Raw genomic sequence first — 21,952 nt, forward strand, 5'->3', positions numbered from 1 at the left:
GTCAATGCAGCGCGCGGATCACGTCCATCACGTCCGGCTCAGCCTTGTCGCCGTTGAAGGCGTCGACGATGCCGAACGCGCCGCCATAGCTCCACACCGACCATGAAAAGCCGTGCGCTTCGGCGCGCGCGATCATATCCCTGACATAGGCGGCCCGGCACTCGGCGGGCATCACATAGGCATTGCCGTATTCCTGGCGGATCATGCCGAACTCGCCCAGCGTGATGTTTTCCGGCCTGATGCCGTTGAGCTTCGCCCACGCCTCGACCTTCTTGAACGGCGCGTCCATCAGGCCAAGCAGCTTGTCGGGGCTGTCCATGCTGGCGACCTGCTCGTCGAGATAGGCAAGCAGGCCGCTCTGCCGTGTCCATGGCGCCTCCGCCTTGATCCTGGCGCGGATGGTGTCGAGCGTCACATCAAGCTGTGCCCGCGGTACCGCGGTCAGCGGATAGGGCAGGCCGGTCACATAGGGAATGAAGTCGCCGGCCCAGGTGGCGCCCTGATGGGTGAGCAGGAACGGATCGTAGGAATGGAAGGTCCAGATGACATTGTCGTCCGGGATTGCCTTCGGGTCGATCTTTTCCAGGGAACTCGCGGCGGAGTAGCAGGCGCCGGTCAGCACCAGGGTCAGTTTCGTCGCCGAGGAGCGCGCCGCCGCGAACAGTTTGCGCTGACGGTCCGGCCACAGGCTGGTGCCGTCGCTGTCGCAGTCGACGATCGGTTCGTTCATCGGTTCGAAGGCGACCTGGCTGGGATCTTCGCCGGCCAGCGTGTGTGCCATCCTGCGCACCATGTCGACATAGACGTCGAAGGCTTGCGGGTCGTCCATCACCTGCGCCATGCCGATCTTGCGGCTGCCGCCGGCCGGAATCAGATGCATGTCGACGATCACCTTCAAGCCGGCTCGGTTGATCATGCGCACCGAGTCCAGCACGCTGGCATAGAGGTCGTCACGCAAGGCCACGGTCTGGGCGGAGAGGAAAGGCGACGGGTCGACCGGCATGCGCAGGAAATCGAAGCCCGCGTCCTTCAGCGCCTTGAGATCATCGTCCTTGAGGAATTTGCGCCACTCCGGATAGGGCAGGATGGCCTTCGCATCGCCCCATCGATCCTCGCCCGGCCAGGTCGTCCACTGGTCGAGGTTGAGGCCGCGCTTCATCGAGAAGGTTGCCGCCTGGCCCGGCAGCGCCAGAGCCACCAGCACGAACAGCGCCGCCATCAAGGTCTTGATCATCGCCGTCAACAGTGCCATCCGATGCGGTGTCTCGCGGGGAACAGGTGCCTCGTCGGGACTGAAAAAGGAAGCGCAATGGGCGATCATGGTGAATCGGCGACATTGCTGGCAGGGCTTTCCGGCGCGCTGACGGCGTTCGGCCACAGGCTGATGGCGCGGGTCTACTACGCCGACACCGATTTCTCCGGCGTCGTCTACCACGCACGCTACCTCGAATTCTTCGAACGCGGCCGCTCCGACTATCTCAGGCTGACCGGCGTGCATCATACCGAGCTTGCCGACGGCAAGCATGGCGAGAAGATCGTCTGGGTGGTGCGTCGCATGGAGATAGATTTCCGCAGCCCCGCCCGCATCGACGACATCCTGACCATCGATACCCGCACCGAGGACATTTCCGGCGCGCGCATCTTCATGGCGCAGCAGCTCAAACGCGGCGACGAGGTGCTGGTCGAGGCAAGGGTCGAAGCGGCGATCATCGGCGAGAATGGCCGGCCAAGGCGCTTTCCCAAGGAATGGATGGCAGCGTTCATGCCCAAGGTGGGCTGATATTCAGGTGGCGCCGGTCTGACCTGAATCCCAACCCACCTTTGAACGGCGGATGAGTTGACGCAGGCCGGTTCGGTGGCTGACAGGCGCGGCAATGCGCCGCGCCTTATTCACTAACCCATCCTTAACCATAACGGTTCATGAAGAGATTGGTGAAGATTGGCGGGATTCAGCGCCTTCCTTTCACCAATATTTGCCCCGAAAAGGCCGCGGACGGCGCAGTTTGGGGTTGTTCCGGTAGCTTCGTGCGAACCGACCACAAGGGATGCCCATGGGCCAGCCGCCAGCTTTGCCCGGAAAATCTTAAGGACGTTACCATGGAAAATATCGCACTCGCCGAACCGGGCGCGCAATTGTCGATTTGGGCGCTGTTCATGCAGGCCAGCTGGGTGGTCAAGCTGGTCATGATCGGCTTGCTGTGTGCCTCGGTCTGGACCTGGGCGATCATTGTCGACAAGCTCGTTTCCTATGCCCGCATGCGGCTGGCGCTCAACCGTTTCGAGCAGGTGTTCTGGTCGGGGCAGTCGCTGGAGGAGCTTTATCGGACGCTCGCCGACCGCAAGACCACCGGCATGGGCGCCATTTTCGTGGCTGCGATGCGCGAATGGAAGAAGAGCTTCGAGAAGGGCGCCAAAACGCCGCTCGGGCTACAGACCCGCATCGACAAGGCGATGGACCTGGCGCTGACCCGCGAAATGGAGAAGCTGGAGGGGCGCCTCGGCTTCCTCGCCACCACCGGCTCGGCGGCACCCTTCATCGGCCTGTTCGGCACCGTCATCGGTATCATGACGTCGTTCCAGGCGATCGCAGGTTCCAAGAACACCAGCCTCGCGGTGGTCGCGCCTGGCATCGCCGAAGCGTTGCTGGCGACGGCCATCGGCCTGCTCGCCGCCATTCCGGCCGTTATCGCCTACAACAAGCTGTCGTCCGACGCGAGCAAGATCGCGGTGCGCATGGAAGGGTTCTCCGACGAGTTCTCCGCCATACTCTCGCGCCAAATCGATGAAAAAGTCGCGCCTAAGGCCTGAGGAGCACGAAAGATGGGTATGTCCGTAGGCATGGGAGGACGCGGCGGGCGCGGCCACAGGCGGCGTGGCCGTCACCATGCGCTGATGTCGGAAATCAACGTAACGCCGATGGTCGACGTGATGCTGGTTCTGCTGATCATCTTCATGGTCGCGGCGCCAATGTTGACGGTCGGCGTACCGATCGACCTGCCGGACACGCAGGCCAAGGCAATGAACGCCGACACGCAGCCGATCACCGTTTCGATCAACGCCGCTGGCCAGATCTATCTCCAGGAAACCGAAATTCCGATCGAGGAGCTGGTGGCGAAGCTGCAGGCCATCTCGAAGACTGGTTATGAAGAGCGCATCTTTATCCGCGGCGACAAGTCCACCGACTATGGCACGGCGATGAAGGTGATGGCCCGCATTTCGGCCGCTGGCTACAAGAATATCGGCCTGGTTTCACTGCAGGAACAGGATCAGTAGACGAAAAATGAGGACCGGCCTCACCACATCGGTGATCTTGCATGCGGCGGTGCTGGCCTTCGGCCTGTTAACGCTGTCGGCACCGGCTGCGCTTCCGACCGCCGACGTCGAGTCGGTCTCGGTCGACATCGTGCCGATGGAGGCCGTCGCGCAGACATTGCAGGGCGACAAGAAGGCCGTGATGCATGAAAAGCCGGCCCCTCTGCCGACCAAGCGCCCGGACGTCGTGCCGGATGCCCAGAAGATCGGTGAGAACACGGTCGACACCGACAAGCCGGTAACGCCCGAGGCCAAGCCGAAACCGGTCGACATGACGTCGGCTCCGCCGCCGGCGCCTACCCCGGTCGAGAAGCCGAAGCCCGAGGACGTGCCGAAGCCGCAGGAAAAGCCCAAGCCCATTCCCGCGACGGAAGTGGCGCCGACGCCGACGCCCAAGGAAGAGGTGAAGCCCGAGCCGGTCAAGCAGGCGGACCCCAAGCCGACACCGGCCAAGCCGGCGCCGACCCCGCCGCCGCAGGACAAGACCGCCGCGATCGACCCGACGCCCGAGGTCAAGCCGGATGTCGTCGCCGAAGCGATAGCGAAGGATCCACCCACCGAAGAGACACAACTGCCGAACTCGGCGCCCGCGCCGGAAGCGCGGCCGAAGCCGCAGCCGGCACAGGCCGAAAGCGCCAAGGCGCCGGAGCGCAAGGATGCCGACAAGCCGGTCAAGGAAGCGTCATCCAAGCCTAAATCGGACGACAAGCAGTTCAACGCCGACGAGATTTCGGCTCTGCTGGACAAGCAGAAGCCGTCCGGCGGCGGCGCCAAGCGCTCGACCCAGCAGTCTTCGCTCGGCGGGGACAAGGATCAGGGCCAGAAGCTTTCGAAATCGGAGCAGGGCGCCTTGGAAAGTCAGTTGGGTGGTTGCTGGACCTTGCCGGCCGGTTTGGAAGGCTCGGAGAATTTCATCGTCGTGGTCCGCTTCAATTTGAACACCTCCGGCAAGCTTGACGGTCGCCCCTCCGTTGAAAAATCGAGCGGCAACCGGCAGTTCGATGAAAGCGCGGTGCGCGCGGTTCAAAAATGCGACATGGCCGGCCTGCAGGTTCCCGCCGGTAAACAAGACATCTGGTCCGACATCCGGGTCACGTTCGATCCAAGGGAAATGCTCGGCCTCTAGGCCTGGCGTCCAAACAGTCAATGAAGAGAAGCGAGAAGATATGAGATCTTTCCTCAAGCCGCTCCTGACGATTGCAGCGATGGCGCTGGGCATGACGGCAGTGGTTCCCATGCCGGCATGGGCGCTCGTCGAACTCAACGTCAACAAGGGCAATGTCGAGCCGCTACCGATCGCCATCACGGATTTCCAGGGTGGCGATGCGCTTGGCGCCCAGATTTCCCAGATCGTCACCGCTGACCTCAAGCGCTCGGGTCTGTTCGCGCCGATCGACAAGAGCGCCTTCATCGAAAAGATCACCAATCCGGATGCGGCGCCGCGTTTCGAAGACTGGAAGGTCATCAACGCGCAGGCGCTGGTCACCGGCAGCGTCAGCAAGGAAGCGGACGGCCGTATTCGCGCCCAGTACCGGCTGTGGGACACCTTTGCCGGCCAGCAGATGGCCGGCGAACAGTTCTTCGCCAACGACGCCAACCAGCGACGCGTCGCCCACATCATCGCCGACGCCATCTACGAACGGCTGACCGGTGAAAAGGGCTATTTCGACACCCGCGTCGTCTTTATCGACGAATCCGGGGCCAAGAACGCGCGCAAGAAGCGCCTTGCCATCATGGACCAGGACGGCGCCAATGTCCGTTACCTCTCGGACGGCAAGTCGATCGTGCTGACGCCGCGCTTCTCGCCGAACCGGCAGGAAATCACCTACATGTCCTATGAGAGCGGCCAGCCGCGGGTCTATCTGCTGCAGATCGAGACCGGCCAGCGCGAACTGGTCGGCAATTTTCCGGGCATGACCTTTGCGCCGCGCTTCTCGCCCGATGGCCAGAAGGTGATCATGAGCCTGCTGCGCGACGACGGCAATTCCAACATCTTCGCCATGGATCTCAGAAGCCGCTCGACGACGCGACTGACCAACTCGATCGCCATCGACACGTCGCCGTCCTATTCGCCCGACGGCAGCAAGGTGGTGTTCACATCCGACCGTGGCGGCCGCGCGCAGATCTACGTGATGGGCGCCGACGGCTCGGGCCAGACCCGCATCTCCTTCGGCGACGGCGTCTATTCGACGCCGGTGTGGTCGCCGCGCGGCGACCTCATCGCCTTCACCAAGCAGACTGGCGGCGAATTCCAGATCGGCGTCATGAAGACCGATGGCTCGGGCGAGCGTATCCTGTCCTCGGGTTTCCAGCAGGAAGGGCCAACCTGGGCGCCGAATGGCCGGGTGCTGATGTTCTTCCGTGATTCCGCCGGTGGCCCCAAACTGGTTTCGGTCGATCTCACCGGCCGCAACGAGCAATCGATCCCGACGGCGAATTTCGCTTCGGACCCGGCATGGTCGCCGTTGCTGGAATAGGTTCGGCTGAATTGCCACACATGCTGAAAAGGGGCCATTTCCGGCCCCTTTTCCATGCATTGGTCGCGTTTTGGCCGCATTTCCGCCTAGGGTCCGCGCCAACTGTGGCCCCGGACCGAGAGGTTGCGGACGGGCAGCCTAACCAGCCTAAACCAAAATTTAACCGTGTTTCTTGAATGCCGGTTAACCCAAACGTGGTTACTGGGTGATCAACGAAATCACTCGAATATGAAGGAGAGGCGGCATGGGCCGTATCGCAGCACTTACCAGAAACCCGGTCATGATCGCACTGGTGGCGATGCTCGCCATCACCGGTTGCGCCTCGAAGAAGACGCCGAACAGCGCTGCGGATCTTGGCCTCAACGGCGCTGGCGCGGCAACGCCCGGATCGGCGCAGGACTTCACCGTCAACATCGGCGACCGCATCTTCTTCGATACGGACTCGACCTCGATCCGTGCAGACGCACAGACGACGCTTTCGCGCCAGGCGCAGTGGCTGAACCAGTACAAGCAGTATGCCATCGTCATCGAAGGCCATGCCGACGAACGCGGCACGCGCGAATACAATCTGGCGCTTGGCGCCCGCCGCGCCGCCGCCACCCGCGACTTCCTCGTCGCCAAGGGTGTCTCGGCCAGCCGCCTCAAGACCATTTCCTACGGCAAGGAGCGTCCGGTCGCGGTCTGCGACGACATCTCCTGCTGGTCGCAGAACCGCCGCGCGGTCACCACGCTCAGCGGCGCCGGTTCCTGAGGCATCGCGAAGCCTGCCGTCGTGGCAAGAGAACGGCGCGGTGGCGTAGCGGCAAAAATGCAACATATCCATGCGAAAGGCGGCCCAAGGGCCGCCTTTTTCGTATCTGGCCGCCCGAAACAAAATTTGGCCGAAGTCTCGGGTCCTGCTATGAGCCGAGGGCGCTTGGCCGGTCCCACTTTGATTGGAAGCGCGAACAAGCTAACGATTCACGGCGAGAGGCACATGCATTTGAGATCGGTTCTAAGCGGCACGCTTGCGCTGCTGCTCCTATCAGGCGTCACCGCACTGGCTAGCGGCACAGGGCAATCAACCGACAGCGGCTTTTCCTTTCACCTGCCGACGATCGAGTTGCCCGGTATTTTTGGCGAAAAGAAGCAGCCGGATCAAGTGCAACTGGCTCAGCAGAGCGGCACCGGCGTGACCGCGCTCGAAGAGCAACTGCGGCAGATGAACGGCAAGATCGAGGAACTCAATTTCCAGGTCCTGCAGATGCAGGAGCAGATCCGCAAGCAGCAGGAAGACAATGAGTTCCGCTTCCAGCAGCTTGAAGGCGGTGCGCAGGGCGGACAGCCTCCGGCCCAGAAGAAATCGGACGCTGCCACCGATGCCAACACCGACGTGGCGGCGGCTCCGGCAACCCAGGCGCCGGCCGATGCCGGCACCGCGCCCGGCGGCAATCAGTCCACAGGGGGCAAGACGGTCGAGGACGTCATCGTCGAATCACCAGACGGTGACCCCGGCAAGGTTATTCCCGGCACGGGAGCGCCCGAAAAGACCTTCGGCAGCATCACCGTCGACAAGAATGGCAATGTGATCGATGCCGGCGGCAACGTCCAGGCGGCGGCGCCAGCGCAAGACACCGCCCCGGCCACCAGCGCCCCGGCCAAGGCCGGCAAGTCCGACGGCACGGTGGTCGCGGCACTGCCCTCCACCAACGATCCCGAAGAACTCTACCGCAACTCCTATCAGTTCATCCTGTCGGGCGACTACAGCACCGCCGAGCAGGGCTTTCGCGACCATATCGCCCGCTTCCCCCGGGATGCGAAGGCGGCCGATGCACATTACTGGCTGGGCGAATCGCTGCTTGGCCAGCAGAAGTACCGCGACGCGGCCGAGACCTTCCTCGCCGCCAGCAAGGACTACCCGAAGGCCAAGAAGGCTCCCGACATGTTGCTGAAGCTCGGCGTGTCGCTGGTCGGCCTCAAGCAGCATGATGTGGCCTGCGCCACCTTCAGCGAGATCGGCAAGCGCTACCCCGATATTTCCGGTGCGCTCAAGGAACGCGTCAAGCAGGAGAAGGCTCTGGCTGCCTGCTGATGCTCGACATCGAGCCTGATCTTTCGACCAAGCTTTTTTCGCCTATCGACTTTACCAGCGGCGCCGTTGCGGCCGTATCCGGCGGCAGCGACTCGACCGCCCTGCTCCTTCTTCTCAAACAACATCTCGATCGTGTCGCGCCGGCAACGAAGCTGCTGGCGGTGACGATCGACCACGATCTGCGACCTGGTTCGGCGGCGGAAGCGCAAGCGGTGTCGAGGCTGTGCGCCACATATGCAATTCCGCATCGCATCCTGACATGGTCGGGACGCAAGCCGTCGACCGGCCTGCCGGCTGCGGCGCGGGAAGCGCGCTACCGGCTGCTGGCCGAGGCCGCGCAGGCGGAAGGCATCGGCCTGATCCTGACCGGCCATACCGCCGACGACCAGGCGGAAACGGTGCTGATGCGGCAAGCACGCGAGGAAGGACTGGCCCGTGATGAGGGCCGAGGCCATGCCGACACGGCGGGCCGGGGGCTTGCCGGCATGGCGCCGGCCACCCTGTATGACTGGCGCACCTGGATCGTGCGGCCGTTTCTCGGAGTCCGGCGCGCGGCACTGCGCGATGTCCTGAGGCGTCGACGCGTCGGCTGGGCCGACGACCCGACCAATGCCAACAAGGCTTTCGAGCGACCGCGCATGCGGGCAGCGCTCGCGGATGGGAACGGTGCGCAGCGCATCGACGAAGCCCTGGCGCTGGCGGCGCGTGAAGGCAGCGCGCGCACCCAGCTTGGTCTCGACGCCGCGGACTTGATCCACGATCTCGCGACCCAGCCGGTGGCCGGGCTCATCCGCCTCGACCCAGGCTTGCTGAAGGCCGGCAAGGACCGGGCCGCCGTCTATGCGTTGCGCATTCTGCTGGCGACGACCGGCGGGGTTGCCTTCCTGCCGGATCAGGCCCGCGGCGAGGCGCTGTTCGACCGGCTGAAGGCGGGATTTCTTTGCGCCACATTGTCGCGGACGGTTGTCGATTACCGGCGCGCCGGCCTCTTCCTGCGCCGCGAGGCGCGCGGCTTGCCGGCCGCCGCCGCAGCCACCGGCGGCGTTGTCTGGGATGGCCGCCGCCGCATCACATTGAACGACGGAAACGGCGCATTGTTGATCGCGCCGTTCGGGGCGGCGGTCGCCAGGCGGCTGGCCGTTGGCGAAGGCGAAACCCCGCCAAGCCTGATGCGCGCGGCGTTCGCCGCCGAGCCGGCCTTGTGGCGAGCCGGTGAATGCCCTGGTTCGCCGGGGGGTGGCCGGGTGCTCACAGTGGTCGAGGCCCAACCGGTGGTGGCGCCTTTTGCACGGTTCCTGCCGTCCTTCGATCTGGCACCGGCGCGGGCCGTTGCCGGGCTGATCGGCGCGGCGCCGTTTCCCGCCCCGCCTTTCGGCTGCCACAGTGCCGATTGATGATGGGGCGAAAGCTTAACCCAGACGTGCTGTTCTGCTTGGCAAGGGGAGGCGCTCTCCCTATGTTAGGCCCAAGTTTCCTCTCATGACGCGTGTCCGCCCTGCGGATGCCAACGGGACAATTGATGAATCCGAATTATCGCAACCTCGCGCTCTGGGCGATCATAGCGGTCCTGCTCATTGCCCTGTTCAATCTGTTCCAGACGCCGCAGACGCGCGGGGCTTCGAGCGATGTGCCTTATTCGCAGTTCCTGCAGGATGTCGCGGCGGGCCGGGTCAAGACGGTGACCATTGCGGGCGCCCGCATCACCGGCTCCTACACGGACAATGCCAGCGGTTTCCAGACCTATTCACCGGGCGATCCGTCGCTGGTCTCGCGGCTGCAGGACAAGAACGTCACCATCAATGCGCGGCCTGAGACCGACGGTTCCAATTCGCTGTTCGGCTATCTCATCTCGTGGCTGCCGATGATCCTCATCCTTGGCGTCTGGATATTCTTCATGCGCCAGATGCAATCCGGCTCGGGACGCGCCATGGGCTTCGGCAAGTCGAAGGCCAAGCTTCTGACCGAGGCGCATGGCCGCGTAACCTTTCAGGACGTTGCCGGCGTCGATGAAGCCAAGGAAGACCTCGAGGAGATCGTCGAGTTCCTGCGCGATCCGCAGAAGTTCCAGCGGCTCGGCGGCAAGATTCCGCGTGGCGTGCTGCTCGTCGGCCCTCCGGGAACCGGCAAGACGCTGCTCGCTCGCTCGGTTGCCGGCGAAGCCAATGTGCCGTTCTTCACCATTTCCGGTTCGGACTTCGTCGAGATGTTCGTTGGCGTCGGCGCCAGCCGCGTCCGCGACATGTTCGATCAGGCCAAGAAGAATGCGCCTTGCATCATCTTCATCGACGAAATCGACGCGGTCGGCCGCCATCGCGGTGCCGGCCTCGGCGGCGGCAATGATGAGCGCGAGCAGACGCTGAACCAGTTGCTGGTCGAGATGGACGGCTTCGAATCCAATGAGAGCATCATCCTGATCGCCGCCACGAACCGGCCCGACGTGCTCGACCCGGCGCTGCTGCGTCCGGGCCGCTTCGACCGCCAGGTGGTGGTGCCGAACCCCGACATCGTCGGCCGCGAGAAGATCCTCAAGGTGCATGTGCGCAACGTGCCGCTGGCGCCCAATGTCGACCTCAAGGTTGTCGCCCGTGGCACGCCCGGGTTCTCCGGCGCGGACCTGATGAACCTCGTCAACGAATCCGCGCTGATGGCGGCGCGGCGCAACAAGCGCCTCGTCACCATGGCGGAGTTCGAGGACGCCAAGGACAAGATCATGATGGGCGCCGAGCGCCGCTCCTCGGCCATGACCCAGGCCGAGAAGGCGTTGACCGCCTACCATGAAGCCGGCCATGCCATCCTCGCGCTCAACGTGCCGTCGGCCGATCCGCTGCACAAGGCCACCATCATCCCGCGTGGCCGGGCGCTCGGCATGGTCATGCAGTTGCCGGAAGGCGACCGCTATTCGATGAGCTACAAATACATGATCTCGCGCCTCGCCATCATGATGGGCGGCCGCGTTGCCGAGGAGTTCAAGTTCGGCAAGGAGAACATCACCTCCGGCGCCTCCTCGGACATCGAGCAGGCGACCAAGCTGGCGCGCGCCATGGTCACGCGCTGGGGCTTCTCCGACAAGCTCGGCCATGTCGCCTATGGCGACAACCAGGAAGAGGTATTCCTCGGCCATTCAGTGGCGCGCACGCAGAATGTCTCGGAAGAGACGGCGCAGATCATCGATGCCGAGGTACGCCGCCTGATCGACGAGGCCTATTCGACGGCGAAGTCCATCCTGACGAAGAAGAAGAAGGAATGGATCGCGCTGGCGGAAGGGCTGCTCGAATATGAGACGCTGTCCGGCGAAGAGATCAAACAGCTGATCGCCGGCCACAAGCCCTCCCGCGACCTCGGCGACGATACGCCGCCCAGCCGTGGCTCGGCCGTGCCGAAGTCCGGCGGTCGCCGCAAGAAGGGGCCCGAGCCCGAAGGCGGCATGGAACCGCAGCCATCGAGCTGAGTTCGGCCAAGAGGCTGATTTCCAGGAAACGCCGCGGTTTGTCCGCGGCGTTTTTGTTTGATCATAAAGGCTTTTGCTGACGGTCTATCCTGCTTCAAGGCCGGTCAATTGTTGAAGACGGCGCCTCCCCTCATTGCCCTGCCGGGCGTTCGTCACTCGAAAAGCCAAGCAATTGGCTTTTCGTCCGCTCGCGGACCGCTCCTCAACCCCCCGTATAGGGACGGGGACAAAGTAAGCTGACCGCAACGCCAGTGCCTTTCTGCGAGGCTGACAATTGGCGAAACCATGGATGAGAGCGTCCCCCTCCCCGTTCTACGGGGGAGAGGATGCCGGCAAGGCAGGGGCGGCGCCACCGAGGGCGGAATGGCTCGCTCGGCAGTTGACAAGAAAAAGCCCGCGAACCTTGCGGTTCGCGGGCTTTGCGTTGTTCAGATATTGTTGTCGCTCAGCTCTTCAGCTTGGCATTGCACAGGCTGTAGAAGCCGCCGCCCTTCTGGATCCACTTTAGGCCGCCAAGCGCGTTTGCGTCCTTGAGGGCATAGTACTGGTCGAGGCAAGTATGCATGCGGCCCTTTCCGGGGGTCTCGCTGGCATATTTCGGCGAGATCGCAGACGGGAACGTGACACCCTTGGGCGCAACCGTCGTCGGCTTTGCAGGCTCCTTGGTGTAGTTTGCCTCGCTGGGCGCAGGCACGGTATCGTCATCGGATGCGCTGGCGCCGCATTCCGTCTTGCGGAAGTCGTTCCACTTCATGCCCTTGAGCGTATTCGCCGTCTTGGCAGCCTGGTACTTGGTGCTGCACTCGGCCATGGTCAGACCCTTGCCGCCATTGTCGGCGGGAGCCGCCGCGGCCTTGGTGGTTGCCGGCTTGGTGTCAGCGGCGGCGGATGCGCCGGCGGCGCATTCGGCCTTGCGGAAGTCGTTCCACTTCATGCCGTTCAGTGTACCGGCGGCCTTTGCCGCCTGGTACTTGGCGCTGCATTCCTTCGCCGTCAGGCCCTTGGCCGTGCTGCCGGCCGCAGCAGTGGTGGCCGCCTTGGCCGGCTTCGTTTCAGCCGCCTTCTTGGTGTCTGTTGTCTTCTTGGTATCTGCTGCCTTGGTGTCGGTGGTGGCCGCGGCGTCGGTGCCGCACTGGGCCTTGCGGAACTGGTTCCAGGTCTGCCCGGCGAGTGTCCCCGCGTCCTTGGCGGCGTTGTACTTCGTGCTGCACTCGGCCATCGTCAGCGCGTTGGCTGGCGCAGCCAGGAACAACGTTACGACGGCGAGGCCGGTCAGAGTGGCAAGTCGGTGGATGAGCATAGCGTTTCTCCGTTGCAGCAGCCCATGATACGTCCCGGCAAATCAATAACGCTCAACGGCCGGTTGCGCCAGATGCTAAGTTGCGTATATATCGCCGAAAGGTGACTCCTCTCCATAAGGTGATGAAATTGTTGGCCGTTACCGGCTTCCGGACAAGATTTTCCAGGTGCATCTGTGCTGAAGGGCTCGCATAACTGGTATACTGCACTGTCGCAGTCCCAGCATGTTGGACTGGGGCCATATTGTGTGCGGCGCACAACAATGATTTTCTAAGGATTGGTAACATATAATCACACAATGTGATCGTAGCGCCCTGGCCAATTGTGGCATGACGTGCCGGGAAGAACTGTCGAGGAAACTGGTTAGCATGGCAGGGAATTACTTCGGCACGGACGGTATTCGCGGGCGCGCCAACAAGTTTCCAATGACTGCGGAGATCGCCATGCGGGTCGGCATGGCCGCCGGCCTTTCGTTCCAGCGCGGCAACCATCGTCACCGCGTCGTGCTTGGCAAGGATACCAGGCTTTCCGGCTACATGATCGAGAACGCGATGGTGTCGGGCCTGTGCGCCGCGGGCATGGACGTGTTCCTGCTCGGCCCGATCCCGACGCCGGCGGTCGCCATGCTGGTGCGCTCGCTGCGCGCCGACATCGGCGTCATGATCTCGGCTTCGCACAATCCCTACTACGACAACGGCATCAAGCTGTTCGGCCCCGATGGCTACAAGCTCTCCGACGAGATCGAGGAGCGCATCGAGAGCATGCTCGACAAGGATATCGAACTGTCGCTCGCCGATTCCGACGGGCTTGGCCGCGCCAAGCGCGTGGACGGCGTCCATGACCGCTATATCGAATTCGCCAAGCGCACCTTGCCGCGCTCGATGTCGCTTTCGGGCCTCAGGATCGTTGTCGATTGCGCCAATGGCGCCGCCTACAAGGTGGCGCCCGAGGCGCTGTGGGAACTCGGCGCCGAAGTGGTCGCCATCAATGTCGAACCCAACGGCTTCAACATCAACAAGGAGTGCGGGTCGACCCATCCCGCCGGCCTGCAGAAGAAAGTGCACGAGGTGCGCGCCGATATCGGCATCGCGCTCGATGGCGATGCCGACCGTGTCGTCATCGTCGACGAGAACGGAGCGATCGTCGATGGCGACCAGATCATGGCGCTGATCGCCGAATCCTGGCAGCAGAGCGGGCGGCTTGCCGGTGGCGGCGTCGTCTCGACTGTCATGTCCAACCTCGGGCTCGAACGTTTCCTTGGCGACATGAACCTGCAATTGCACCGCACCAAGGTCGGTGACCGCTATGTCGTGGAGCATATGCGCGCGCACGGGCTGAACGTCGGCGGTGAGCAGTCGGGCCATATCGTGCTGTCGGATTTCTCGACCACCGGCGACGGCCTCGTTTCGGCGCTGCAGGTGCTGGCCTGCATCAAGCGACAGGGACGGCCGGTCAGCGAGCTGTCTAAGAAATTCGAGCCGGTGCCGCAGTTGCTGAAGAACGTCCGTATTTCCGGCGGCAAGCCGCTCGAGGAAGCGCCGGTCAAGGCGGCCATTGAAGACGCCCGTCACCGCCTCGGCAAGGCCGGGCGCCTGGTCATCCGGCCATCCGGCACCGAGCCGCTGATCCGCGTCATGGCCGAGGGCGACGACCCGCAACTCGTCGAAGCCGTCGTCAACGAAATTGTCGACATCCTTTCGGAAACACGCAGCGCCGCCTGATCCTCATCGCGCCCGGGACGGCATCGCGCCGCGGCGCCTTCACCTTTTCCAAGCCCGCCATCCGGCGGGCTTTTTTGTTGGCCGCCGGTCAATCCCGTGCCTCGAAAATCATCCCCGAATTCCTCGAATTGTAGAGATTCGTGGTTAAGCAACAGGGTTAAACGCCTTTTAACCTTTGCAATTCATTATCCACGACTGAAAGCCAATCGCATTTCGGACACGATCGCCGTTCCGAACTTCTCAGGGGTGACAGCATGTTCAATACAGCAAGAAGGGCCTTGTTCGCCGCGCTGTTCGCGGGCGTGGGGGGACCGGTGTTCGCAGCCGATCTAGCGGAGCCGCCGGTGGTAGAAGAGGCTCCGCCGCAGGCGGTCTACGAGCAGCCGGCTCAGGAGTATGGTGGCTGGTACATTCGCGGCGACATCGACTATCACTGGTCGAAGTTCGGCGGCGCCGACTACATCACCTATGGCACGCCGCCAAGTACCGGCACCTTCGCGACGGGTACATTGAAAAGTGCCTTCTCGGCCGGCGGCGGTGTCGGTTACCAGATCAACCAGCACTTCCGCACCGACCTCACAGCCGACTGGCTGAGCAATTCGGATTTCCGTGGCTCGACCAATGGTTTCTGCGGTGTGGCACAGACCCCCTGTACTTCGACCGACACGTCTTCCTATTCGGCCTTGCTGTTGCTTGCCAACGCCTATGTCGACATCGGCACCTGGCATGGGGTGACGCCTTACGTCGGCGCCGGCATCGGCGGTGCCTGGATGAAATGGGATACGTTGCACAACAGCGATAGCGATGGTGACTTCTTCCATCGCGGCGGCAAGGGCTGGCGCTTCGCCTACGCCCTGATGGCCGGCGCGTCCTACTGCCTGACGGACCGCGTCAAGCTCGATGTCGGCTACCGCTATAGCCACATCAACGGCGGCAAGATGTTCGACTACGACTCAGCCAGCAATGTCGGCCCCGGCTATGACGATGGCATCAACGTGCACGAAGTGCGCGGTGGCCTGCGCTACCAGTTCGGCAGGTCGGACTGCGCCCCGCCGCCGGAACCCTATGTGCCCGAGCCGGAGCCGGTCTACACCAAGTAGCCGTCTCGAAAGGAATTCGTCGACCGCCCGGCACCAGCCGGGCGGTTTTCGTTTGGGCTTTTTCAAGCGGAGTTCTGTTCGAAATCAATTTGCTAACGCTCTGTTAGCCTTAACCGGCACTTAACCACTATGGTTAACAATGGCTCTTGAAACGATGGCTGCTGTCCTGATTGCGGGCCGCACCAAATTCGGGAGTCGGGGACCATGAAATTCACATCGCGTATGGCGCTTGCCGCACTCGGCCTCATGCCGCTGACGCCCGCGCTCGCTGCCGACTATGATCCGCCGATCTATGTCGACCAGGCGCCAGACTATGTGCCGGTCGAGGTCGGCTCCGGGTGGTATCTGCGCGGCGATGTCTCCTATCTGGTGCAGAAAAGCTTCAAGAATGGGGATTTCACCTTCCCGTCGGCGATCAACAACGAAAACTTTAGCGAGAGCGAAGACGCAATTTTTGCGAGCGTCGGCTTCGGATATCATTTCAACGATTACCTCCGCGCCGATCTTAACTTCGGCTATTTGCCGGGTAACAAGGCCAGCTTCGGCTATGACGATTCAGCGGTCGTAGCACTGCCGACATTGCCGACCCAAGGATCGGGATCGCTGAAGAACTATGCCTTCTCGGGGATACTCAACGGCTATGTCGATCTCGGCACATATGTCGGAATCACGCCTTATCTCGGCGCCGGCATCGGTGTTGTCCGCAGCACGCGCAAGCTTTCGGCGAGTTACACAGATAACAATGACCCCGCGAACAGTTTCAACCTGCAGGACAACAAGACACAGTACTCCTTCGCCTATACGTTGAATGCGGGCCTTGCCTACCAGGTTTCCAAGAATGTTGCCGTCGACCTGGGCTATCAGTATTTCTCCGCTCCGAGCGCGGAGTATGTGACGGCCGAAAGCCTGACGTCCTTCCCGGTCAAGAAGGGGATCAGCAATCATCAGGTCAAGCTCGGACTGCGCTACGATCTCTGGTAGGCCCGGCACAGACCAGGATTTTGGCGGCGGATCTCTCGGTCCGCCGTTTGCGTTTGAAGGCGCGACATCCTGATCACGGAACGCGGGTATCCTGCCAACGACAAAAACTTTCCTCTTGACGCCCGATGCCTGAACGCATATCGCCGTCCGTGGGCCACCCCTCCCCAACGAGGGGCCACTATCTGGAAGGATAGACCACGATGACGACGCATACGAAGCCCGGACTCCGTCCGGCAAATCCCAATTTTTCCTCAGGTCCCTGCGCAAAACGCCCCGGCTGGTCGGTCGAGACGCTGAAGGCCGCTGCGCTCGGCCGTTCCCATCGCGCCAAGATCGGCAAGACCAAGCTCGAGCAGGCGATCACGCTGACGCGGGAGATTCTCCAGGTCCCAGCGGACTACCGAATCGGCATCGTTCCGGCATCGGACACCGGCGCGGTCGAGATGGCGCTGTGGTCGCTGCTCGGCGAGCGCGGTGTCGACATGGTCGCCTGGGAGAGCTTTGGCTCCGGCTGGGTCACCGATGTGGTCAAGCAGCTGAAACTCGCCGATGTCCGCAAGATCGAAGCCGGCTATGGCCGATTGCCGGACCTGGCCAAGATCGATTTCGACCGCGACGTGGTGTTCACCTGGAACGGCACCACGTCGGGCGTGCGCGTGCCGAATGGTGACTTCATCCCGGCGGACCGCAAGGGACTGACGATCTGCGACGCCACCTCGGCGGCGTTCGCGCAAAGACTCGATTTCAGCAGGCTCGACGTCGTGACCTTCTCCTGGCAGAAAGTGCTGGGCGGCGAGGGCGCGCACGGCATGCTGATCCTGTCGCCGCGCGCCGTCGAGCGGCTGGAGAGCTACAAGCCGGCCTGGCCGCTGCCGAAGATCTTCCGCCTGACTTCGGGCGGCAAACTGATCGAAGGCATCTTCAAGGGCGAAACCATTAACACCCCGTCGATGCTGTGCGTCGAGGATTATATCGACGCGCTGCACTGGGCGAAGTCGATCGGCGGCCTCGACGCGCTGGTCGCCAGAGCGGATGCCAATGCGGCCGTCCTCGATGGCTTTGTCGGCAAGTCCTCATGGCTCGGTCATCTCGCCGTTGAGCCGGCGACGCGGTCGAACACCTCCGTCTGCCTGTCCTTCACCGATCCGGATGTCGCGGCGCTCGACGCCGACGGACAGGCGGCTTTCGCCAAGGGGCTGGTGTCAGTGCTCGACAAGGAAGGCGTCGCCTACGACATCGGCGCCTACCGCGATGCGCCGCCAGGCCTACGCATCTGGTGCGGTGCGACGGTCGAAACGTCGGATCTCGAAGCACTGCTGCCCTGGCTCGACTGGGCCTTTGCCGCGCAGAAGGCATCGCTGAAAGCGGCGGCCTGAGATCATTCGCGGCGGCCTTCGGGCCGCCGATCCCTAACGGATCAAATCCCATTTTGAAGGAGGCCGCCATGGCGCCCCGCGTTCTCGTCTCGGATAAACTCTCTCCCACCGCCGTGCAGATCTTCAAGGATCGCGGCGTCGAGGTCGACTACCTGCCCGATCTCGGCAAGGACAAGGAAAAGCTGCTCGAAGTGATCGGGCAGTATGATGGCCTCGCCATCCGCTCGGCGACGAAAGTCACCGAGAAGCTGATCAATGCGGCCACCAGGCTCAAGGTCATCGGCCGCGCCGGCATCGGCGTCGACAATGTCGATATCCCGGCGGCGAGCCGCAAGGGTATCATCGTGATGAATACGCCCTTCGGCAATTCGATCACCACCGCCGAACATGCGGTCGCGATGATCTTCGCGCTTGCCCGCCAGATCCCGGAGGCCAACGCCTCGACCCATGCCGGCAAGTGGGAGAAGAACCGCTTCATGGGTGTCGAGATTACCGGCAAGACGCTGGGCGTCATCGGCTGCGGCAACATCGGCTCGATCGTCGCCACGCGCGGCGTCGGCCTGAAGATGCACGTCATTGCCTTCGACCCGTTCCTGTCGGACAAGCGCGCCGAGGAGCTCGGTGTCGACAAGGTGGAATTGGAGGAGCTCTTTGCCCGCGCGGACTTCATCACGCTGCACACGCCGCTGACCGACAAGACGCGCAACATCATCGATGCCGCAGCAATCGCCAAGATGAAGAACGGCGTGCGCATCATCAACTGCGCCCGTGGCGGACTCATCGTCGAGGCCGACCTGGTCGCGGCGTTGAAGAGCGGCAAGGTGGCGGGCGCCGGCATCGACGTGTTCGAAGTCGAACCGGCCGAGAACAATGAATTGTTCGGCATGGAAAATGTGGTGGCGACGCCGCATCTCGGCGCCTCGACCGCCGAGGCGCAAGAGAATGTCGCGCTGCAGGTCGCCGAGCAGATGGCCGACTATCTGATCAAGGGCGCTGTCTCCAACGCCATCAACATGCCGTCGATCACCGCCGAGGAAGCGCCGCGGCTCAAACCCTTCGTCAAGCTCGCCGAAGTGCTCGGCGCCTTTGTCGGCCAGGTTACCGAGGATCCGATCAAGGAGGTGGAGATCCTGTTCGACGGCTCGACCGCGACGATGAACACTCGCGCGCTGATCAGCGCCGCCCTTGCCGGGCTGATCCGGCCGCAGGTCTCCGACGTCAACATGGTGTCGGCGCCGATCATGGTGAAGGAACGCGGCATCATCGTCGCCGAGGTCAAGCGCGACAAGTCGGGCGTGTTCGACGGCTACATCAAGCTGACGGTCACGACCGAGCACATGACGCGCTCGATCGCCGGCACCTGCTTCTCTGATGGCAAGCCGCGCTTCATCCAGATCAAGGGCATCAATCTCGACGCCGAGGTTGGCCAGCACATGCTCTACACGACCAATGCCGACGCCCCCGGCATCATCGGCCTGCTGGGCACGGTCTGCGGTGAGAACGGTGTCAACATCGCCAACTTCCAGCTTGGCCGCAACCGGCCGGGCGGCGACGCCATCGCGTTGCTCTATCTCGACGCACCGTTCCCGGAGAATGTGCTGGAGCAGGTCAAGGCGCACAAGTCGATCGATTCGGCCAAGCGGCTGCAGTTCGACGTCAACGCGATGTGACCGGACTTGCCATGGAAGATCGAAAGGCGCGGCGTGGTCCGCGCCTTTTTTATGTTCAGCCTGTTCTGGCCGATGCCAGGTGCGCCATCTTCCGGCCGCTGTATTCGGCAAGCCCGATGCCGCCCAGCACGAGCACCAGCGCCAATGCCTGATAGATCTGGAACGTCTCGCCGACGATGAGCACGGAAAGCAGCGTGCCGAAGATCGGCACCAGATTGATGAACAGGCCGGCGCGGTTGGCGCCGATCAGTTCGTTGCCCCTGATATAGAAGATCTGCGAGATGACCGAAGCGCCGATCGCGGTATAGACGATCACTGTCCAGCCGCGCGCGTCGGGCACGATGACCTTGCCGGCGGCGATCTCCCACAAGAAAAAGGGCAGCGAGGTGATGAGCGCGGCGATCGACATGGCCAGCATCAGGCTCTGCCAGTGCATTACCGGCTTCAGCCGCAACCCGACCGAATAGCCGCTGTAGAGAAGCACGGCGACCAGCATGATGGCGTCGCCGAAATTGAGCTCCAGCGTCAGCAGCCGGCGCGGATCGCCGTGGCAGGCGGTCAGGATCACGCCGGCAATGGTCAGCACGACGCCGGCGATCTGCGCCCAGTTCACGCGCAAGCGGAAGAACACGAAATTGGCGACGATGATCAGGATCGGCATCGCCGCCTGCTCGATCGAGACGTTGATCGCCGTCGTGTAGTTGAGCGCCGTGTAGAAAATGGTGTTGAACAAGGTGAAGCCGCTGGCGCCAAGCGCGGCCAGGACGAACCAGTGCTTGCGCACCACCGGCCAGTCCTTCCGTATCGTCTGAAGGCCGATCGGCAGCATGATCAGCACCGCCAGCACCCAGCGCAGGAAGACGAGCGTCATCGGCGAGACGTGATCGACCGCCAGCTTGCCGGCCACCGAATTGCCGCCCCACAGCAAGGTGGTCAACAGCAGGAATATGTAGGCGCTTCGATGCATCGCGGGATTCCGGCCGCCGGAGGTGAATTGCGGTGTTTGCCGGCCTATTGCCCGCGCTCGCCCAAGTAAATGATGTCAAAGCCGAAAATTGTTGTGCCTCAGGGCATTTTCGGCGGCAAAGAAAGGTCGCGCTCGTGAGGTCTTGACGTTATAGAGGCCTGTCGTTTCGAACCATATTCAAGCCGCTTGGCGGCGTCTCAAGGGAAAAGAAACATGGCCAATGTGGTGGTCGTCGGCTCGCAGTGGGGCGACGAAGGCAAGGGCAAGATCGTCGACTGGCTGTCGGAGCGTGCCGATGTCGTGGTGCGTTTCCAGGGCGGTCACAATGCCGGCCACACGCTGGTCGTCGACGGCAAGGTCTACAAGCTGTCGCTGTTGCCGTCGGGCGTCGTGCGCCAGGGCAAACTGTCCATCATCGGCAATGGCGTCGTCTTCGACCCGCACGCTTTCGTCGCCGAAGTGGCGAAGCTCAAGGCACAAGGTGTCGAAGTGACGCCGGATCGCCTGAAAATAGCCGAAAACACAGCGCTTATCCTGTCGCTGCACCGGGAACTGGACGGCTTCCGCGAGGACGCCGCCTCCAATTCCGGAACGAAGATTGGCACGACGCGCCGTGGCATCGGTCCCGCCTACGAGGACAAGGTGGGCCGGCGCGCGGTTCGGGTGATGGATCTGGCGGATTTGGACACGCTGCCCTTGAAGGTCGACAGGCTGCTGACGCACCACAATGCGCTGCGCCGGGGGCTCGGCCATGCCGAAGTCACGCATGACGCGATCATGCATGAGCTGACCTCGGTCGCGGCCGAGATCCTGCCCTATATGGACCGCGTCTGGAAAATCCTCGACGACAAGCGCCGCGCTGGCGAGCGCATCCTGTTCGAGGGCGCGCAAGGCACGCTGCTCGATATCGACCACGGCACCTATCCCTTTGTCACTTCATCCAACACGGTCGCCGGCCAGGCGGCCGCCGGTTCCGGCGTCGGCCCGGGTGCCATCGGCTATGTGCTCGGCATCACCAAGGCCTACACGACACGCGTCGGCGAAGGTCCGTTTCCGACCGAGCAGAGGAATGAGATCGGCGAGTTCCTCGGCACGCGCGGCCATGAATTCGGCGTCGTCACCGGCCGCAAGCGCCGCTGCGGCTGGTTCGACGCGGTGCTGGTGCGCCAGGCCGTCGCCGTCAACGGCATCAAGGGCATTGCGCTGACCAAGCTCGACGTGCTCGACGGGCTGGACGAGATCAAGGTCTGCACCGGCTACCGCCTCGACGGCGAGATGATCGATTATCTGCCGGCCAGCCAGGGCGCGCAGGCGCGCGTCGAACCGGTCTACGAGACGCTGGAGGGCTGGAAAGGCACCACCGCCGGCGCACGCAGCTGGAACGATCTGCCGGCCCAGGCCGTCAAGTATGTCCGTTACATCGAGGAGCTGATCGGCGCACCCGTCGCGCTCCTTTCCACCAGCCCGGAACGGGACGACACGATACTTGTGACCGATCCGTTTCAAGACTAGTTTCTGAAGCCTTTCCGG

General features: G+C 63.0%; 18 protein-coding genes. 15 read left to right on the forward strand and 3 right to left on the reverse strand.

The annotated features are described in order from the left end of the window. Position 1: 1 nt before the first annotated feature. On the reverse strand, positions 2 to 1,252 hold the full coding sequence (locus tag AC56QP_RS20995) for a glycoside hydrolase family 5 protein (protein ID WP_489858241.1): 1,251 nt from the start codon (positions 1,250 to 1,252) through the stop codon (positions 2 to 4). A 57-nt stretch (positions 1,253 to 1,309) separates the two neighbouring features. Here AC56QP_RS20995 and ybgC point away from each other — a divergent pair, with 57 nt between their 5' ends. From ybgC to ftsH, 9 genes are all read left to right on the forward strand, one after another. Further along, a complete protein-coding gene (ybgC, locus tag AC56QP_RS21000) occupies positions 1,310 to 1,780 on the forward strand; it encodes a tol-pal system-associated acyl-CoA thioesterase (RefSeq protein ID WP_489858240.1) in 471 nt (156 codons plus the stop codon). Between the two features lie 317 nt (positions 1,781 to 2,097). Further along, the gene (gene tolQ / locus AC56QP_RS21005) at positions 2,098 to 2,808 is read left to right on the forward strand and encodes a protein TolQ (protein WP_091578781.1); all 711 of its coding nucleotides are present in this window, start codon (positions 2,098 to 2,100) and stop codon (positions 2,806 to 2,808) included. Between the two features lie 12 nt (positions 2,809 to 2,820). Then, complete coding sequence (gene tolR / locus AC56QP_RS21010) at positions 2,821 to 3,273, forward strand: protein TolR (RefSeq protein WP_095089517.1); 453 nt, start codon at positions 2,821 to 2,823, stop codon at positions 3,271 to 3,273. A gap of 7 nt (positions 3,274 to 3,280) precedes the next feature. Continuing rightward, complete coding sequence (gene tolA, locus AC56QP_RS21015) at positions 3,281 to 4,438, forward strand: cell envelope integrity protein TolA (protein ID WP_489858239.1); 1,158 nt, start codon at positions 3,281 to 3,283, stop codon at positions 4,436 to 4,438. A gap of 40 nt (positions 4,439 to 4,478) precedes the next feature. Beyond that, positions 4,479 to 5,789 carry a Tol-Pal system beta propeller repeat protein TolB gene (tolB, locus tag AC56QP_RS21020; protein WP_489858238.1) on the forward strand — a complete coding sequence of 437 codons (1,311 nt, stop codon included), beginning with the start codon at positions 4,479 to 4,481 and terminating at the stop codon, positions 5,787 to 5,789. 244 nt (positions 5,790 to 6,033) lie between these two features. Further along, positions 6,034 to 6,540 (forward strand): peptidoglycan-associated lipoprotein Pal, encoded by a 507-nt coding sequence (pal, locus tag AC56QP_RS21025; protein ID WP_256752731.1) that lies wholly within the window; start codon positions 6,034 to 6,036, stop codon positions 6,538 to 6,540. Between the two features lie 225 nt (positions 6,541 to 6,765). Then, positions 6,766 to 7,860, forward strand: a complete 1,095-nt coding sequence (ybgF, locus tag AC56QP_RS21030) for a tol-pal system protein YbgF (protein WP_489858237.1) — start codon at positions 6,766 to 6,768, stop codon at positions 7,858 to 7,860. After that, positions 7,860 to 9,254 (forward strand): tRNA lysidine(34) synthetase TilS, encoded by a 1,395-nt coding sequence (gene tilS / locus AC56QP_RS21035; protein ID WP_489858236.1) that lies wholly within the window; start codon positions 7,860 to 7,862, stop codon positions 9,252 to 9,254. Before ybgF ends, tilS begins: the two co-directional genes overlap by 1 nt. A gap of 125 nt (positions 9,255 to 9,379) precedes the next feature. Beyond that, complete coding sequence (gene ftsH, locus AC56QP_RS21040) at positions 9,380 to 11,308, forward strand: ATP-dependent zinc metalloprotease FtsH (RefSeq protein ID WP_489858235.1); 1,929 nt, start codon at positions 9,380 to 9,382, stop codon at positions 11,306 to 11,308. A gap of 445 nt (positions 11,309 to 11,753) precedes the next feature. On the opposite strand, the gene AC56QP_RS21045 is transcribed toward ftsH, so the two are convergent. Next, positions 11,754 to 12,608, reverse strand: coding sequence for a hypothetical protein (locus AC56QP_RS21045; protein ID WP_489858234.1), 855 nt, complete (start codon positions 12,606 to 12,608; stop codon positions 11,754 to 11,756). Between the two features lie 367 nt (positions 12,609 to 12,975). Between AC56QP_RS21045 and glmM the strand changes: the two genes are divergently transcribed. From glmM to serA, 5 genes are all read left to right on the forward strand, one after another. Continuing rightward, positions 12,976 to 14,328, forward strand: coding sequence for a phosphoglucosamine mutase (gene glmM, locus AC56QP_RS21050; RefSeq protein WP_489858233.1), 1,353 nt, complete (start codon positions 12,976 to 12,978; stop codon positions 14,326 to 14,328). Positions 14,329 to 14,582: 254 nt separating this feature from the next. Further along, positions 14,583 to 15,428, forward strand: a complete 846-nt coding sequence (locus AC56QP_RS21055) for an outer membrane protein (RefSeq protein WP_489858232.1) — start codon at positions 14,583 to 14,585, stop codon at positions 15,426 to 15,428. 204 nt (positions 15,429 to 15,632) lie between these two features. Then, positions 15,633 to 16,409 carry an outer membrane protein gene (locus AC56QP_RS21060; RefSeq protein ID WP_489858231.1) on the forward strand — a complete coding sequence of 259 codons (777 nt, stop codon included), beginning with the start codon at positions 15,633 to 15,635 and terminating at the stop codon, positions 16,407 to 16,409. A gap of 200 nt (positions 16,410 to 16,609) precedes the next feature. Continuing rightward, a complete protein-coding gene (locus tag AC56QP_RS21065; protein ID WP_489858230.1) occupies positions 16,610 to 17,785 on the forward strand; it encodes a phosphoserine transaminase in 1,176 nt (391 codons plus the stop codon). Between the two features lie 68 nt (positions 17,786 to 17,853). Further along, on the forward strand, positions 17,854 to 19,455 hold the full coding sequence (serA, locus tag AC56QP_RS21070) for a phosphoglycerate dehydrogenase (protein ID WP_256752721.1): 1,602 nt from the start codon (positions 17,854 to 17,856) through the stop codon (positions 19,453 to 19,455). Between the two features lie 55 nt (positions 19,456 to 19,510). Here serA and AC56QP_RS21075 read toward each other — a convergent pair whose 3' ends face one another. Next, positions 19,511 to 20,422, reverse strand: a complete 912-nt coding sequence (locus AC56QP_RS21075) for a DMT family transporter (RefSeq protein ID WP_489858229.1) — start codon at positions 20,420 to 20,422, stop codon at positions 19,511 to 19,513. 213 nt (positions 20,423 to 20,635) lie between these two features. On the opposite strand from AC56QP_RS21075, the gene AC56QP_RS21080 reads away from it, so the two are divergent. Continuing rightward, positions 20,636 to 21,934 (forward strand): adenylosuccinate synthase, encoded by a 1,299-nt coding sequence (locus tag AC56QP_RS21080; RefSeq protein WP_489858228.1) that lies wholly within the window; start codon positions 20,636 to 20,638, stop codon positions 21,932 to 21,934. Positions 21,935 to 21,952 lie beyond the last annotated feature (18 nt).

This window comes from Mesorhizobium sp. RCAM 05104, from assembly GCF_059683645.1.